Raw genomic sequence first — 15,737 nt, 5'->3', positions numbered from 1 at the left:
CGTCGTCCTCGAGCTATTGATGGATGACGGGCTTGTACGGGTCGAGCTTGCTCGGGACGCTCCTCCTCGCGGGCGGGAGGGCGCGCTAGGCGCGGCAAGCGCCTAGCGCGCAAACTCCCGTAAGAGCGCGTCTTCCACTTCCCGAAGCGAAAGGGCCCCGCTTCCCTCGGCGGGACGGGTGACCACGATGCAGCGCGCTCCCACGTCGCGCGCGGCGGCGAGCTTCTCGGCCGTGCCGCCTAAGGTTCCCGAGTCCTTAGTCACAAGCCACTGGGCGCCCACCTGCCGAAGCATCGCCTCGTTGAGCTCGCGGGTGAAGGGCCCCTGCATGCCGATGACGTGCGACGGCGAAAACCCCGCGTCGATGCACTTCGTTATAGCACTGGGCAGCGGGAGCACGCGCACGAAGAAGCGCTCCGCGAAATCGGCGACGCTCGTGTAGGGAGCAAGCTCCTTGCTCCCCGTCGTGAGAAGCGCGCGACCCGGGTTCTCGGAGAGAAAGCGCGCCGCGCAGGCGATCGACGCGACCGGCACGACGCCTTTGGGCAGCGCCTCGACCGGGCGCGCAAGGCGCAGGCATCGTGCACCCACGGCGAGCGAAGCGGCCCGGATGTTGCCGCTTGCGAGCGTAGCGAAGGGGTGCGTGGCGTCGACAACGATGCACGCGCCGGAAAGCTCGCGCTCCATGTCGGCATCGTCGAGCCTGCCCGCATGCACCTCGATGCCCGGAAGCTCGCCCAAAAGCTCGCCTCCGTACTCGGTTGCCGCGTAGGCACGGGCGGGGATGCCCGCCCTGCTCGCCCATTCGCACAGAAGGCGGCCCTCGGTGGTGCCGGCGAAGATGCGCAGCGCCGGCGCGGATGCGGGCGCCGTCACTTCGGGCCGCCTGGGCGCGTGATCTGGTAGAGCAGCGCGTTCATAATGGCAGCCGCCACGGTCGAGCCGCCCTTGCGACCCCTCGCGACGATGGCTGGCACGCGTCGTGCGAGTAGCTCCTCTTTCGCCTCGACCACGTTCACAAACCCGACCGGCACCCCAACGACGAGCGCGGGCGCGATCTTCCCCGCGTCCATGAGCTCGGCGAGGCGCAGAAGTGCTGTGGGAGCGTTGCCGACGGCCACGATGAGCGGACCCTCGATGCCGCAAGCTTTGTCCATGCTCGCAACGGCGCGAGTCGTGCCCGCGGCGCGCGCAGCCGCGGCGACATCAGGGTCGGCCATGAAGCACACGGCCTTGCAGCCGAGCTTCGCGAGCGCGGGCTTGCTTATGCCTGCGAGCGCCATGTTCGTGTCGGTGAGCACCGTGGCCCCTGCGCGCAGTGCGTCGAGCGCACAGTGCGCGGCGTCATGGGTAAACACGAGGGAATCGGCGTACGAGAAGTCGGCAGTGGTGTGGATGACGCGCTTCACGACGGGCTCTTCGAGCGGCGGGAACGTGCGGCCGCCGAGCTCTTCGGTGATGATCTCGAAGCTGCGCCGCTCGATGTCGCCGGGCGCCATCTCCTTGGAATCCATCTAGTACTCCACTCCTTCCCTTGCACATATCCCCTGCTCGTAGGGATGTTTCTTGCACCGCATCTCGGTTATGTAGTCGGCCTTCTCCACGATCTTGCGGGAAGGCGCGCGCCCGGTGAGCGCTACTTCGACGCCGCGCGCGGACATATCGAGCGCGCGGTCCACGAGCGCCTCGTCGACAAGCCCCTTCGAAAGCGCGTCGAGCGCCTCATCGAGCACGAGCAGTCCCTCTTGCGCGCCCTCGAGCTCGGCAAGCGCGGAAGCGAGGTTCCCATCGTGCAGCTCGCACGTCGCGGCAAGTTCTTCCGACGTCATCGACCAGGTAAACTTGTCCGACACCTTCCCCGCGAACACGGGCACGCCGAAATGCTCGGCGAGCAGGCGCACCTCCCCGCTTTCGCCGTCTTTCAGGAACTGCACGACGACGACGCGGCGGCCTGCAGCGAGCATGCGAAGGGCGAGGCCCATCGCCGCCGTGGTCTTGCCTTTGCCGTCGCCATGATACACGTGGATCATACGCCCTCCTCGATACTGCGGTAGACATACTCCATGTCGAGCGCCCCGCGCACGACGTCGGCCAGGCGGTCGAACTCGCGCGCACGGTGATCGGCCGCGGACGCCGCGCCCGCAGCACCCACGACGTTCTCGGGCAGGCCGCGCATGCGCGCGAGCGAGCGCGCGAGGGCGAGCGCCACCCCCGGTTCGTCGAACAGGCCGTGGAGATAGGTTCCGAACACGTTTCCGCAGGCCGCGCCTTCTGGTTTGCCGCCAATCGTGCCCGCAGGAGCGCAGGAGACGGTCGTTTCGCCGTCGTGAATCTCGTACCCGCGCGCCGTCATGCCGTTCCACGCCGAGAACGCGCCTTGGGCGCCCGTGATGCGCAGCTCCGACTGGGCGAGGCGCTTTTCCTCCTTGAACACCGTACTTGCAGGGATGAGCCCGAGCCCGCGCGCGGTGCCAGCGCCTTCCCTGCCGTGCGGGTCGGAAAGCTCGTCTCCCAAAAGCTGGTATCCTCCGCATATGCCGAGCACCGGCGTGCCCGTGCCCGAAAGCGCGCGTACACAGGCCCCGATGCCGCTAGCCGCAAGCCAGCGCGCGTCGTCGAGCGTAGTCTTCGAGCCGGGAAGCACCACCAGGTCGGGTCGGCCCAGATCGGTCGTCGAGGAAACGTAGCGCACGCCCACGCCGGGCACGCGCGAAAGCGGGTCGAAGTCGGTGAAGTTCGACAGATGCGGAAGACGCACGACGGCGACGTCGATGACGCCGCGCGCCTCGCGGGCAGATAGGCGCGGCGCGAGCGAGTCCTCGTCGTCCAGGTCGAGCGTAAGATACGGCACGACCCCCACGACGGGAACCCCGCACATTTTCTCGAGCGGGGCCAAACCCGGGCGCAGGATTTCCACATCGCCGCGGAACTTGTTCACCACAAGCCCCCGCAAAAGCGCGCGGTCCTCGGGCGCAAGGAGCGCGACCGTGCCGTAGAGCTGGGCAAACACCCCGCCTGGGTCGATGTCGCCCACGAGCAGCACGGGGGAGGACACGGCGCGCGCGAGCCCCATGTTGACGATGTCGTTTTCGGCAAGGTTGATTTCGGCGGGGCTGCCGGCGCCCTCGATGACGATGACGTCGTTATCCTCCGCGAGCGAATCGAACGCCTCCAAAATCTGCGGCATGAGCGCCTTCTTTCGCGCGAAGTAGTCCCTCGCAGCGAAGGCTCCCTGCGCCTTGCCGGCCACGATGAGCTGGCTTCGGTGGCCGCTTTCGGGCTTGAGCAGGATGGGGTTCATGCGCACGTCGGGCGCGATGCCGCACGCCTCGGCCTGCATGATCTGGGCGCGCCCCATCTCGAGCCCGTCGGCCGTAACACCGCTGTTGAGTGCCATGTTCTGGCTCTTGAAGGGAGTCACGCGCAGGCCGTCCTGCGAAAGTACGCGGCACAGCCCCGCCGCAAGCAGGCTCTTCCCCGCGTTCGACATGGTGCCCTGGATCATGATGGGCTTGGCCCTACCCACGGGTATCGACCTCCTTCGCCGAGCCTCGGCCATCCGCGCCCGCCATAGCGCCGCTGCAAGAAGCGCCGCCCCGTTCGTCGGGTTCGCCTTCGCCCGATGCGCCTTCCGCCCGAAGCACGCGGCTGAACGCCATCGCAAGCCGGGCATTCTCCTTGCGCGTGCGCACCGCGACGCGGCACCAGAAACGGGACAGCACCGAAAACGAGTCGCACGTGCGGACCAAAACCCCCTGTTTATACAGGCGCTCGGGGATGTCTTTCGCCGGCGTGCGGACTAAAAGGAAGTTCGCATCCGACGGCACGACGGAAAGCCCGAGCGAGGAGAGCTCGTGGGAAAGCCACGCTCGCTCTCCCGCCAATACATCGCGCGTGCGTGAGACGTATTCGACGTCTTCCAGGGCGGCGATGCCCGCGGCCTCGGCGACCGAGGAGACGGGCCACGCCTGCCCCGCCCGGCGAATCCCCTCGATGAGTTGGGCGTTTCCGCTGATCAGATATCCCAACCGCAACCCCGCCATTCCGTAGAGCTTGGTGAACGCGGAGAGCACGGCCACATGGCGCGAACACGCGGCGCGTGCGGCCACGCTCCTTTCGCGGGCGTCGGGCGCAAATCCGAGGAAGCACTCGTCCACGACGAGCAGTGCGCCCACCTGCTCGCAGCGGCAAGCCGCGGCATCGATCACGCTGGGGTCGACGAGGCGCCCCGTAGGGTTGTTCGGATTGCAGAGGTACGCCACGTCTCCCGGCCCCTCAATCGCGCGGGCGAAGGAGGCGGGCACGTCGAAGTCGTCCGCTTCGGAGAGCGGGAACTCCTGCACGCATGCGCCGTAGTACGATGCCGCCTCCGAATATTCAGAGAACGTCGGCGCGCACACGACGATGCGTTTCGGGCGCACCGCCGCGGCGAGCCGCCAGATGATGTCGGACGCGCCCGCGCCGCAGACGATAGTATCTTCGGGAATGCCCTGGGCGCGCGCTAGGGCGCGAACGAGGGCGAGGCTTTCCCTATCGGGGTAGGCGTCGATTCGAGAAAGCGCCTTGCAAGCTGCGGCGACGGCGCGCGGCGAGGGGCCTGCCGGATTCACGTTCACCGAGAAGTCAATGAGGTCGGAGGCGCCCCTATCGCAAGCGATGCCGAGCGATTGCGCGCTGCCCCCATGCGTACGGGCGCGCAGGATTCCCCCGGCAGCCCGGGGCGCGGCGTGGTCTTCCCTCATGCCATCGCCCCCACGGCGAGCACGACCGCCGCGCGCGCGGCGCCGAAGACGACGAGCGCGCATACGGACGCAGCGAGCATGAGCCTTGTCGCCCGGGCGATGTCGCCCCACTCGATTTCGCGGGACGCGTCTCCTATCGTCGGTTTCTCAACGAGCTTGCCGAAATACACCGCGGGTCCCGCCAGGCGCAGCCCGAGCGCGCCCGCGCACGCTGACTCGGTCTGCGCCGCGTTCGGGCTCGCATGGCGACGCCTGTCGCGGCGCCAGATGCGCGCCGCCCCGCGCGCGTCGAGCCCGACGATCGGGCACACGACGATCATGAGCAGAGCCGATAAGCGCGAGGGAATCCAGTTCAGCGCATCGTCGAGGCGCGCCGAAGCGCAGCCGAAGTCGATGTAGCACTCGTTTTTGTAGCCCACCATGCTGTCGAGCGTGTTCACCGCCTTGTACGCCATGCCCAAGGGCGCACCCCCGATCATAAGGTAGAAAAGCGGCGCGATGACGCCGTCGCTCGCGTTCTCCGCCACCGTTTCCACAGCGGCGCGCGCGACGCCCTGCTCGTCGAGAACAGACGTGTCGCGTCCCACGATGAGCCCGACGGCTTCGCGCGCCTCGACAAGTCCGCCCTTCGAGAACGCGCGGGCCACGGCCAGGCTCTGGCGGCGCAGCTCGCATGCCGCGAGAATCTGATAGCTCGCCCATGCCTCGGCCACGAAGCGCAAGCCGGAGTGAACCATGCCGCAAAGATGCAGGATTCCCCAGGTCAAAAGCCCACACGCAAGCGGAAGCGCCACGGTAAGCACAAGCCCTGCGGCGCGCGTGCCCGCGGACGTTTGCGGGAATGCGCCCCGCAGGCGGCCTTCGGCCCACGTGATCGCGCGCCCCATGGCGACGACGGGATGGGGAAGCCAGCGCGGGTCGCCGAAGGCAAGGTCGGCCGCGAACCCGGCGGCGACGGCAAGAATCGTCATCACCGGGCATCGCCCCCCGAAGCGGGGCGAACGTCGCGAAGGCAGCGCCCATCCCAAGTGGCGGCCCATGCGCCGCCCGGCTCGGTATGCACGTCGAAGTATCCCATTTTCGGGACAGCTTGCTCGGAGAGCAGCGCTTTCACGGTACCCGCGTGAACGACGAAGACGGCGCGCCCACTCCCCTGGGCGCGCTCCGATTCGCACGCCTCCCGAAACGCCGCGATGACGCGGCGGGTGAAATCGCTCTTGCCCTCGCCATGCGGGCAGCGCGTCTCGCACCAGGAGTCTACCCAGGCGCGATAGCGCGCATCCTCTTTAAGCTCGGCGGCGCTTCGCCCCTCGAAGTCGCCGAAATCCATCTCGCGCAGACCGGGGCACGCCATAAGCTCCGCGTTCGGGAAGAGGATGCGCGCCGTCTGGTCGGTGCGGGCCATGCCGCTCGTGATAACACGGAACACGTCACGATCGCACGCGAGGTCGCGCAAAGCGCGCTCGCCCGCACTCGACAGGGGCTCGTCGGTGCCCGCCCCGCTGTAGCGATGGTCTTCCGTGCCCGCCGTGGCACCATGGCGCACGAAGACGACTTCCAAAGGCGCACCCGCGCCCTGCGTCCCTCGAGGTGCATCGGCAAGGTTTCCTTTGATGACCTGGGGAATCCCGCACGTCATGCGCACGACGACGTCGGCGCGCGCAGCGAGCGCGCATCCCAGGCGCCCCGCGCGCTCGCGCCATTGGGCGTCTTCCGCACTCATGGGGACGACCCCCGAGCCGACCAAGGGCAGAATCACTGCGTCGAAGCCGATCAGCCGCTCGAGCGCCCGGTCAGCGTCGAGCGCGCGTACGAGTTCCTCAGCACGGTATGCGACGCGGCCGGCAAAAGCCGCGGGCACGCCGCCCTCCGCAAGCTGCGCCGCATCGACGAAATCGTCCGCCGCGAACCCGAGTTTTTCGCGCACGAAGGTCCTCTTCCCCGAATGCGCGCCACCTACCACGAGCATCATAGGAGCATGCCCCCCACCACCAGCATGGCAAGCATCGCGAGCTCGGCCCATTGCAGAAACCATCCGGCCAAATCCCCCGTCACCCCGCCGAAGCGGGACAGGGCAACATGGCGGTACCACGCGAGCACCAAAAGCCCCGCCACCGCCATAAAGGCGCCGACGGCCTGAGCGCACGCGACCATCCCTGCACCCGAAGCCGCAGCGAAAGCGCAAAGCGGCACGACGATCGCCGCGCGCTTCTTCGCAGGCGAGAGCCCCGCGGCCATGCCGTCCGCCCGCGCGGCAGGCCAGCATTCAACGGCGAGTCCCGAAAGCGCGCGGGAGAACACGAGCGAGCACAGAAGCGCGAGGAACGCCCCCGCCGTAAGCGGCAGCGCGGTGAACAGGGAAAACTGCAGAATAAGGTACACAACAACACCGATGACCCCGAAGGCGCCCGCCCGCGGATCGTGCATGATCTCGAGCTTTCGCTCGCGCGGGGCCCAACTTGCAAGCGCATCGGAGGTGTCGCAGAGCCCGTCTAGGTGGATGCCTCCCGTCACCGCCACAGGCAGCGCCACGAGCACGGCCGCGACGATGGTCGCGGGCACGCCGAGCAGGTTCGCCACGTGCCCCCACACCGTCATGAGGAACCCTTCCGCAAGGCCCACCAGGGGAAACGCGGCAAGCGCATGGGTTGACCCGAAATCGGTCCAGGCCGATTTCGGGACGGGGATGTGCGAGAACGTTCCGAACGCCGCGCCGATTGCCTTTGCTATCTTCACCTTGTAGGTCCTTCGCCTTTCATCCACACGGGAATCCCGCATACCACTTCGACTGCGCGGTCGGCCAGCGCCGCCACGCCCGCGTTCACGCGCGCGAGCGCGCGCCTCCATGCCTCGGTCCCCTCATCGTAGCGCATCTCATCGGCGAACACGTCGACGGTGACCACCACCGTATACGCAGCGGCCTGAGCGAGCCGTTCGATGCCTCCGAGCACCTCGCGCGCCGCAGCGTCGGGGTCACGTGGGGACAAGCCGCCTTCCGCGAAAAGCTCGTTCGCAACCAGGTTGCCCACGTCCTCCAAAAGAAGCGTGCAGCCGCGCGGAAGCCCGGACACTGCGGCGCCCACGTCACGCGTTCGCTCGAGGGTGGAAAACCCCTTGCCCTCGCGCAGCGCCCGATGGCGCGCGATGCGGCGGGCGCCCTCTTCCCCGAAGGGCTCCATCGTTGCCAGGTACACGCGAGGGCCGTCGTGCCCGAGGCACAGGGACTCGGCGTAGGCGCTCTTGCCGCTCGCGGCGGCGCCGATGACGAGCGTCACCGTCATTTCCCGGCCTCGAAATGCTCGTAAGCAGCCATGCCAGTCGCCGTGAACGTCTTCCCATCCCGGTACACGCGCAGCGCCGAATCCAGAAGGGGGAGATACGCCATGGCGCCCGCGCCCTCGCCCAAGTGCATGCCTGCGTCGAGGGGCGCCTTTATGCCGAGCTCGCGAAGGAGCTCCCGGCTTGCGGGTTCGCTTGATGCGTGGGTGCCCACGAGGTAGCCCAAGGCGTTGGGGCACAGGCGCGCCGCGCACAGGGCCGCCGTGCAGGATATGACCCCGTCGAGGAGCGCCGGCGCCTTCGAGACCGCGGCCCCCAGGTAGAAGCCGCACATCGCAGCGATGTCGAAGCCGCCCACCTTCGAGAGCACGTCGATCGGGTCGGCGGGATCGGGCGAGTTCGCGTCGATAGCGCGCTCGACCACGTCGCGCTTGCGCGCGAGCGAGGCGTCCGAGAGCCCCGCGCCGCGCCCGACGAGGCTCCGCGCGTCCGCCCGGATGAGCACTGCGGCCACCGCCGCCGAGGTGGTCGTGTTGCCGATGCCCATCTCGCCCGCGGCGAGAAGGCGCACGCCGGCGCGGGCAAGCCCGCACGCGACGGCGATTCCGACCTCGATCGCGCGCACGGCCCCATCGCGAGACATAGCAGAGCCGTGAGCGATGTTGCCGCTCCCCCGCCGCACGTTCGCGCGCACCATGCGCGCGTCTTCTATGCCCCGGGCCATACCCACGTCGACGGGCACGACCTCGGCACCCGCGAACGCCGCCATGCGGCAGGCGCTCGCGGCCCCCTCGCACATGTTGCGCGCGACGGCTCGCGTCACATCTTGCCCGCTTTGCGACACGCCTTCGGCAACGACCCCGTTGTCGGAGAAGAATACCGCGAGCGCACGGGGAAACTCGGCCACCTCGGCGCTCCCCTGAGCTGCGGCGATACACGCGACGGCGTCTTCAAAGTCGCCCAATCCCCCCAAGGGGTGCGCGATGGAGTCCCACGCGGCGTACGCGGCGGCACGGGCGCACTCGTCTGCGGGCGCGATCCGGGAAAGCGCGGCTTCGAGCACGGCGCCCGGCGCCGACGAGAACGCGCGCTCGACTTCCTCGCGGATGCAGGCAAGCGCGGTTTCGGTTGCTTCAGCCATGCCGCCTCCTCTCTGCGAACGACGCTGCGGCAGACGCGAACGCGCGCGCAACGTCGGGGTTCGCAGGATAGTACACATGCGGGAAGCCCGCCACCAGGGACGGGGTGGTCGTCATGCAGGGCCAGCCCTTGTCGCGCCGGGGCTTCTGCGCCCAAAAGTCGCCGCCCGGGCAGGTGGACTGCCAGTAGTGGAACTCGTGCGCGCGGATGCGTGTGCCGCGCGGCCCGTAGAGCCCGTCGCGTTGGGAAGTAAGCTCCACGTACCCGAAATGGGACAGCCTTCCCCCGTTCTCGCTTGCGCCCTCAAGGGCGCCCGCAACAGGCCAGCGCCGCCCCTCGCTATCGGCGATTTCGCGCTGCAGGTACAGAAACCCACCGCATTCGGCGACCGTCGGCATGCCGGATTCCACCGCGCGCCGCACCGCCTCGCGCATCGGCGCGTTCTCGGAGAGCTGCCGCGCATGGAGCTCCGGGTAGCCGCCCCCCAGATAGAGGGCGCTTGTCCCCCGGGGCAACTCGCTATCACACAGGGGGCTGAAAAAGGCCAGCTCGCAACCCAGATCCTCGAGCGCGCGCAGGTTCTCCTCGTAGTAGAACGAGAACGCCTCGTCACGCGCAACGGCGACGATGGGCCGCGCTCCCGCGATCGGCTCCAACCGGTAAGGTTCCTCGCGGATATCGGGTGCCGTCGCCGCCATTTCGAGCAAGCGGTCGACGTCGACGCTCTTTTCCACCAGCTCGGCCATCTTGTCGATGCGCGCGGAGAGCTGCTCGACCTCGTCGGCGGTCACAAGCCCCAGATGCCGGCTTTCGAGCGAGAACGCCTCGTCGGCGGGGATATTCCCCAAAACCGCGACGCCCGTGTGCTTCTCGATCGCAGGCGCCGCGTAGGCGCAGGCAGCGGCGCTCGTCTTGTTCAGCACGACGCCGCGCACGTTCGCACAAGGCAGGAACTCGGCGATGCCGCGGATTACGGCGGCGAGCGATAAAGACGCCCCGCGCCCGTTCACCACTAAAACGACCGGCGTTTCCGTGTCGCGCGCAACCTGGTAGCTGCTCGCGTCGGCCACGCCGGGCGCCATGCCGTCGTAGAAGCCCATAACCCCCTCGAGCACCGCGACATCCGCGCCCGCGGCGCCGCGTGCGAGCAGGGCGCGCAACGTCGGGGCGTCGGTGAAGAAGCCGTCTAAGTTGCCCGAGCGCGCACCCACGACGCGGCGGTGAAAGAGCGGGTCAATGTAGTCGGGGCCGCATTTGAAAGCCGCGCATGCAAGGCCGCGACGCGCGAGCGCGCGCAGGAGCGCGCACGTGACGACCGTCTTGCCGCTCCCGCTCGAGGGCGCAGCGACCATGAAGCGCGGGATGGACGTGCTCACCGGGCGCCGCCTTCCCCACCTGCGGCGCCGCAGTTAGCAAGCGAGACTACCTCGACGGATGGGTTCCCCTCGACAGAGAGGTCCTCCCCGACAGGCGACTCAGCAAGCGCGCCGACTTCGGCAAGCTCCTCGGCATCCGCGCCCGCACCACGCGCGCTGACGAGGAACACGGGGTTTTGCGCCTTCATAAGATGGTGCGAGCCTACAGCCTCGGCACGGGCGGCCGACACCTGGCACGCCTCGAACCCCTTAAAGCGCGAACCCGAGAGGAGCGCGCACGCCTCGGTGAGCGTCTCAACGGTGACGCATGGCACGCACAGGCGAACCTGCGAGTTCTTCTCGAGCGCCGCCTCCACGATGGAGGGAAGCTCGCCCGCGCTCCCGCCGACGAACACGGCGTCGGGGACAGGCAGTTTCGCGAGCGCTTCGGGGGCGACACCGGGGACCGCATGCACGTTGCCGCACCCGAATGCATCCGCGTTCTCTCGGATGAGCCGCACGCCGGCCGCGTTGCGCTCGACCGCCCATACCGACCCCGCTCGCGCGACGAGCGCCGCCTCGATCGACACGCTCCCCGTGCCGGCGCCGACATCCCACACGGTGTCGGTCGCGGTAAGGCGCAGCTTCGCGAGCGCGACGGCGCGCACCTCCTGCTTGGTCATGGGAACGTCGCCGCGGATGAAGAGCTCGTCGGGAATGCCCGAGGAAGCGTACGGCCAGCGGGAGCTCGCGGCGCGGGATGCGCCCGCAGAGTCCGCCGCGAAAGAAGCCGCCGCGGGCGCAGACGCGCCGGCCGGCGCCTCGGAGGCTGCGCTAGAGCCCGCAGGCGACCCGGCGCAGCCTGCGAACTCGATAAGCATCACGTTCAAGTCGTCGAACGTCTGACCTGCGATTTCACTTGCGGTCGCGCAGGTGATGCGCTCGTCGGGGTACGACAGGCGCTCGGCCACCGTCACGCGCGCGTCCGCGAAGCCCGCCTGCACAAGCTCGCCCGAAAGCCGCGAGGGGTCTTCCCCGCCCGACGTGGCGAGGAAGAGCTCACCTGCGCGCTCGGCCTCGGCCACGATGTCGCACGCCAAGCCGTGAGCGCTCGCGAAGCGCCAATCCTGCCATGGACGCGCGAGGCGCGCGGCGAGATACGACGCTGAGCTTATGCCGGGAATGACGCGCACGTCCACCCGCGCGTCGCCGGAGAGCGCCTCCACCAGGCGGCGCGCGCCGCTGAACAGCCCCACATCGCCCGTCATCACGACCACGGCGTGCTGCCACGACGCCGCATCGGTGAGCGCGGCGACGATGTCCGCCGTCTTCACGAGCTCGCATCTCACCACGTCGGGCGGCACGTCGATGCCGACAAGCGCGCGATGAGCGCCGATGACCACGTCGGCGATGTCGATCGCGTCGAGCGCCGCACGCGAGAGCAAGTCGGGGTTTCCGGGCCCCGCCCCGATGATCGTTACCTTTCGCATGGAATCTCCCGATACCCGCGCGGCGTGACCATACGGCCGCCTACGCGCTTCGTGTCCGCGTTGCCGACGAACACGGTGGTGAACATGTCGGCGTCGAACTCCCCCAGCTCGGAGAGCCTGCACATGCCCGACTGCTGCCCCTCGCGCCCGATGTTGCGTACCCAACCGCAGAGCGTGTCGGGGGCCTTCCATTCGAGCATAATCTTCGCCGCGCGCGAGAGCCTGTCGGCGCGCTTTCTGCTGCGCGGGTTGTACAAACAGATGCAGAAGTCGGCGCTCGCAACGGCAGCGAGCCTGCGCTCGATGACCTCCCACGGCGTGAGCAGGTCGGAGAGCGACACGACCGCGAAGTCGTGGGCAAGCGGGGCGCCGAGCACCGCCGACCCGCTCTGAGCCGCGGTGGCCCCGGCGATAACTTCCACGTCTACATCGGGGTAGTCCTCCGCAAGCTCCAGCACGGGGCTCGCCATGCCGTACACGCCCGCGTCACCGCTGCACACAAGCGCCACGGCTTCTCCGCTCTGCGCGCGCGAAAGCGCCAGGCGGCACCGTTCGACCTCGTGCATCATCGGCGTCGCGAGATGCGCCGCGTCGGGCACGGCGGCGAGCGCGAGCTCCACGTATTTCGTGTACCCCACAACGATGTCGGCCGCCTCGAGCGCGCGCCGAGCCGCAATCGTCATGCCGTCGGGGCCGCCCGGGCCGATCCCCACCACGAAGAGCTTTCCCATCACCGCTCCTTAAACGAAAGTTCGATAGTTACCTTGGAAAACGCGACGGTCACGCCGCCGTGAGCGAGCTTCGGGAAGATAAGTTTGCCCCCGCCCGCGAGCGCCGCGCGCTCGCACACATTGTCGACCCCCACCGTCGCACGCACGAAATCAGATGGCGAAACGCTGCCTTCGACCTGCGACAACTCCTCTGCGGAATACGTCGCAAGCGGGATATTGCGCGCGCGGCAGAAGGCGAGCAGACCCTCCTCGTGCGCCTTCACGTCGATCGTCGCCGCCTCGCGCACGGCCGAAGGCGAGATGCCCGCCTGCCCGCACGCGAGAAGAAACGCCTCCCCGATCGCTTCGGCGCACGCACCGCGACGGCACCCTATGCCCGCAACGATGCAGGGCACGACAAGGCGAAGCGACTCGGGCGCAGGCGCCTGCGCCCGCACGCCCGCCGGCTTCCCCGTCACACCGGCGGGTACGACCTCGCCCGTTGTCTCCGCCGCGCGAACGGACGCACCCGCATTCGCGCCAGCGAACGGCGACACGACGATATCGGCCCGAGCGCGGTCGGACGCAATGTCAACCCCCTCAGGCGGCTGTCCCGAAATCGGCATGTCGGAATAGAGCGCCACGCGCCCGCCCGAAAGCAGCCGCGCCGACACTCGCTTGATGGCCTCGGGATTCGAAACGGCGAGCCCCGCACAGCGCGCCCACGTATCCACCGCCCACACGCCGCGGACGTCGGTCGCCGTGGTGATGACGGGGATGGCCCCTGCCGCGCGTGCCACAGTTTGCGCAAGCTCGTTCGCACCGCCCAAATGCCCCGACAAAAGCGGGACGGCAAAGCGCCCCGCCTCGTCGATCGCCACAACCGCGGAATCGCTTGCCTTCGAGGCGACATGCGGCGCGATCGCCCGCACGGCGATGCCCGCCGCGCCCACGAACAGAAGCGCGTCCGACGCTTCCCACGCGAGCGCCGTCCATGCGCGCAGGTCGGCCTTCCCCTCGCCGAACCCGCGCGAAACGGAAACGTCCCAGCCAGGGTCATCTTCACCTGTCTGCGCGCAATCGGAAAGCGCGTGTGCGGTGCGCTCCGCCAACGCATACCCCCTCTCAGTGAACGCTATGCAGGAAACCCTCATCTAGCGCACCACCATCGTCGAGAAGTAGCTGCCCCGATCGGGCACATCGTCGAGCGAGCGATACACGCGCTCGCCCGGAAGCCCACAGTCCTCTACGAGCTCGGCACCGTCGAAGGCGCCCTCCTCGCGAAGGATGCGCTTCGTGTCCGCAAGCGAGCGACGCGCCTTCATGACCACCTTCGTCCCCGGCCAGCCGATTGCGCGGCGCACGTCGTCGTAGCCGCCGGGCACGATGTGCAGAGGCGACGACATCTCGGGCGTGAGGTCGCGCTCGAGCGCTGCGGCGACCGCGCAGAAGCTCGGCACGCCGGGAATGGCGCGCGCCTCGAACCCGCAGGCGCGCACGTCGGGCGCTATGCGCTGGAAGGTGGCGTAGATGCTCGGGTCCCCCAGGTTCAGCAGCGCGACGTCGCGGACCGCATCCAGGTGCGCGACAAGCTCGCGAACAAGCGAGGCATGCTCGGCCGTGCGGCGCTCGGCGTCGCGCGTCATCGAGAATCGCACGGGGATCACCGTCTTGCTTGTAAGGTCGACGGCGCCGCGCACGATGTCGAGCGCGACCATGGCCCCGTCCGCCGTCTGCGGTGCGGCGATGACCGGACACGATTCGATTGTGCGGACGGCCTTGATCGTGAGCAGCTCGGGGTCGCCAGGCCCCGTGCCCACCCCGTACAGCACGCCTTTACTCATACGTAGCCCCCAATTCCCCGATAACTGCATCGGCGCCCGACGTGCGGAAAAGCTCTCGGCGCTCGGCGTCGAACACGACCGCGGCGATGTCGCATGCGCCCGCCGCGCGGCGGCGCAACCTGTCATCGATTGCCGCAGCGAGCGAGGCGCGCGCAGCGTCCCCCACGCCGGCGGCCTCGATTACCTCGAGCGCCGCCGTGGTCGTGACCGACGACATGATCTCGCGCACGGTCTTCGCGCCAGCGCCGGCCAAGGCCGCGTGGGCGGCCAGAATCTCCGCGCGGCAGTCGGCGGTACGCGAATGGGTGTCCATGATGCCGCCCGCAACCTTCACCAGCTTGCCGATGTGTCCCACAAGAAGAACATTGGTAAATCCCTCGCGAACGCAGCAATCAATCGCATCGCCCACGAAGTTGGAGATGAAGACCACCGGTGCACCGTTAAGGTGGAAATGCCCCGAGATGAACTGCCCGCCGTAGTTGCCGGGCGTGAGCACGACTCCGCGCCACCCCATAGCCGCATGCTGCCGGATCTCGAGCTCGATGCTGTCGCGCAAGGCAGCAAGGCTGCGCGGCTCGACGATGCCCGTCGTGCCCAGGATGGAAATGCCGTCCCCTATCCCCAGGTGCGGGTTGAAGGTCTTTTCGGCAAGGGCAACACCCTCGGGTACCGAAATCGTCACAGCGATATTTCCAGAAAAGCCGTGCGCGGCGCACACCTCGCGCACCGCCGAAGTGATCATCGCGCGCGGCGTCGCGTTGATGGCGGCCGCCCCCACCGGCTGCTCGAGCCCGGGCAACGTCACGCGCCCCACGCCCACGCCGCCATCGACGGAAACTTCCGATTCGCGCGCGGGCACGCCCTTGCTGCCCGCAGCGCCCGTGCCCGACCCCGCATGTTCCACGCGCGCGTACACGAGCACGCCGTCGGTCACATCGGCATCGTCGCCTGCGTCCTTTCGCACGGCGCACTGGGCGCACCCCTCGCCGATACATGCGTCGACCACGTTCGCCTCGACGGGCAGCCCGCCGGGGGTGACGATCGACACGCGGCCGACGGGCTTTCGTGACAAGAGCATCTCGCAGGCCGCCTTCGCCGCGAGCGCGGCGCAGCTCCCCGTGGTGTAGCCGCAGCGCAGGCGGGTCGTCCCGGTATATATGTAGTGCTCGAAGGCCAC

16 protein-coding genes are annotated in these 15,737 nt (G+C 68.6%); all 16 read right to left on the bottom strand.

The window, feature by feature from the left end:
• Positions 1-102 precede the first annotated feature (102 nt).
• Genes cobK through cbiD form a run of 16 tightly spaced genes read right to left on the bottom strand, consistent with a single transcriptional unit; the run spans position 103 to position 15,737 of the window.
• A complete protein-coding gene (gene cobK / locus AAAT03_RS01740) occupies positions 103-876 on the bottom strand; it encodes a precorrin-6A reductase (RefSeq protein ID WP_349102433.1) in 774 nt (257 codons plus the stop codon).
• On the bottom strand, positions 873-1,514 hold the full coding sequence (locus AAAT03_RS01735; RefSeq protein WP_117806204.1) for a precorrin-8X methylmutase: 642 nt from the start codon (positions 1,512-1,514) through the stop codon (positions 873-875). The genes cobK and AAAT03_RS01735 overlap by 4 nt, the downstream gene beginning before the upstream one ends.
• Positions 1,515-2,030, bottom strand: coding sequence for a cob(I)yrinic acid a,c-diamide adenosyltransferase (locus AAAT03_RS01730; protein WP_089571806.1), 516 nt, complete (start codon positions 2,028-2,030; stop codon positions 1,515-1,517).
• Complete coding sequence (locus AAAT03_RS01725) at positions 2,027-3,526, bottom strand: cobyric acid synthase (RefSeq protein ID WP_349102432.1); 1,500 nt, start codon at positions 3,524-3,526, stop codon at positions 2,027-2,029. Before AAAT03_RS01725 ends, AAAT03_RS01730 begins: the two co-directional genes overlap by 4 nt.
• Positions 3,519-4,742, bottom strand: coding sequence for a histidinol-phosphate transaminase (locus AAAT03_RS01720; protein ID WP_349102431.1), 1,224 nt, complete (start codon positions 4,740-4,742; stop codon positions 3,519-3,521). The genes AAAT03_RS01725 and AAAT03_RS01720 overlap by 8 nt, the downstream gene beginning before the upstream one ends.
• On the bottom strand, positions 4,739-5,713 hold the full coding sequence (gene cbiB, locus AAAT03_RS01715; RefSeq protein WP_349102430.1) for an adenosylcobinamide-phosphate synthase CbiB: 975 nt from the start codon (positions 5,711-5,713) through the stop codon (positions 4,739-4,741). Before cbiB ends, AAAT03_RS01720 begins: the two co-directional genes overlap by 4 nt.
• Positions 5,713-6,714, bottom strand: coding sequence for a histidine phosphatase family protein (locus AAAT03_RS01710; protein ID WP_349102429.1), 1,002 nt, complete (start codon positions 6,712-6,714; stop codon positions 5,713-5,715). The genes cbiB and AAAT03_RS01710 overlap by 1 nt, the downstream gene beginning before the upstream one ends.
• Positions 6,711-7,478, bottom strand: a complete 768-nt coding sequence (locus AAAT03_RS01705) for an adenosylcobinamide-GDP ribazoletransferase (protein WP_349102428.1) — start codon at positions 7,476-7,478, stop codon at positions 6,711-6,713. Before AAAT03_RS01705 ends, AAAT03_RS01710 begins: the two co-directional genes overlap by 4 nt.
• Complete coding sequence (locus AAAT03_RS01700; protein WP_117654697.1) at positions 7,475-8,023, bottom strand: bifunctional adenosylcobinamide kinase/adenosylcobinamide-phosphate guanylyltransferase; 549 nt, start codon at positions 8,021-8,023, stop codon at positions 7,475-7,477. Before AAAT03_RS01700 ends, AAAT03_RS01705 begins: the two co-directional genes overlap by 4 nt.
• Positions 8,020-9,162: a nicotinate-nucleotide--dimethylbenzimidazole phosphoribosyltransferase gene (gene cobT / locus AAAT03_RS01695; protein ID WP_117564100.1), complete on the bottom strand. Its 1,143-nt coding sequence runs from the start codon at positions 9,160-9,162 to the stop codon at positions 8,020-8,022. Before cobT ends, AAAT03_RS01700 begins: the two co-directional genes overlap by 4 nt.
• Positions 9,155-10,537: a cobyrinate a,c-diamide synthase gene (locus tag AAAT03_RS01690; RefSeq protein WP_349102427.1), complete on the bottom strand. Its 1,383-nt coding sequence runs from the start codon at positions 10,535-10,537 to the stop codon at positions 9,155-9,157. Before AAAT03_RS01690 ends, cobT begins: the two co-directional genes overlap by 8 nt.
• Positions 10,534-12,006 carry a precorrin-6y C5,15-methyltransferase (decarboxylating) subunit CbiE gene (cbiE, locus tag AAAT03_RS01685; protein WP_349102426.1) on the bottom strand — a complete coding sequence of 491 codons (1,473 nt, stop codon included), beginning with the start codon at positions 12,004-12,006 and terminating at the stop codon, positions 10,534-10,536. Before cbiE ends, AAAT03_RS01690 begins: the two co-directional genes overlap by 4 nt.
• Positions 11,994-12,737: a precorrin-3B C(17)-methyltransferase gene (gene cobJ / locus AAAT03_RS01680; RefSeq protein ID WP_042435525.1), complete on the bottom strand. Its 744-nt coding sequence runs from the start codon at positions 12,735-12,737 to the stop codon at positions 11,994-11,996. The genes cbiE and cobJ overlap by 13 nt, the downstream gene beginning before the upstream one ends.
• Positions 12,737-13,870, bottom strand: coding sequence for a cobalamin biosynthesis protein (locus AAAT03_RS01675; RefSeq protein WP_118449327.1), 1,134 nt, complete (start codon positions 13,868-13,870; stop codon positions 12,737-12,739). The genes cobJ and AAAT03_RS01675 overlap by 1 nt, the downstream gene beginning before the upstream one ends.
• Positions 13,871-14,560: a precorrin-2 C(20)-methyltransferase gene (gene cobI, locus AAAT03_RS01670; protein WP_117583471.1), complete on the bottom strand. Its 690-nt coding sequence runs from the start codon at positions 14,558-14,560 to the stop codon at positions 13,871-13,873. It lies immediately after the preceding gene.
• The gene (cbiD, locus tag AAAT03_RS01665; RefSeq protein ID WP_349102425.1) at positions 14,553-15,737 is read right to left on the bottom strand and encodes a cobalt-precorrin-5B (C(1))-methyltransferase CbiD; all 1,185 of its coding nucleotides are present in this window, start codon (positions 15,735-15,737) and stop codon (positions 14,553-14,555) included. The genes cobI and cbiD overlap by 8 nt, the downstream gene beginning before the upstream one ends.

This window comes from Collinsella sp. CLA-AA-H167, from assembly GCF_040095305.1.
GTDB lineage: Bacteria > Actinomycetota > Coriobacteriia > Coriobacteriales > Coriobacteriaceae > Collinsella.
This window is presented reverse-complemented; position numbering and strand designations above follow the sequence as displayed.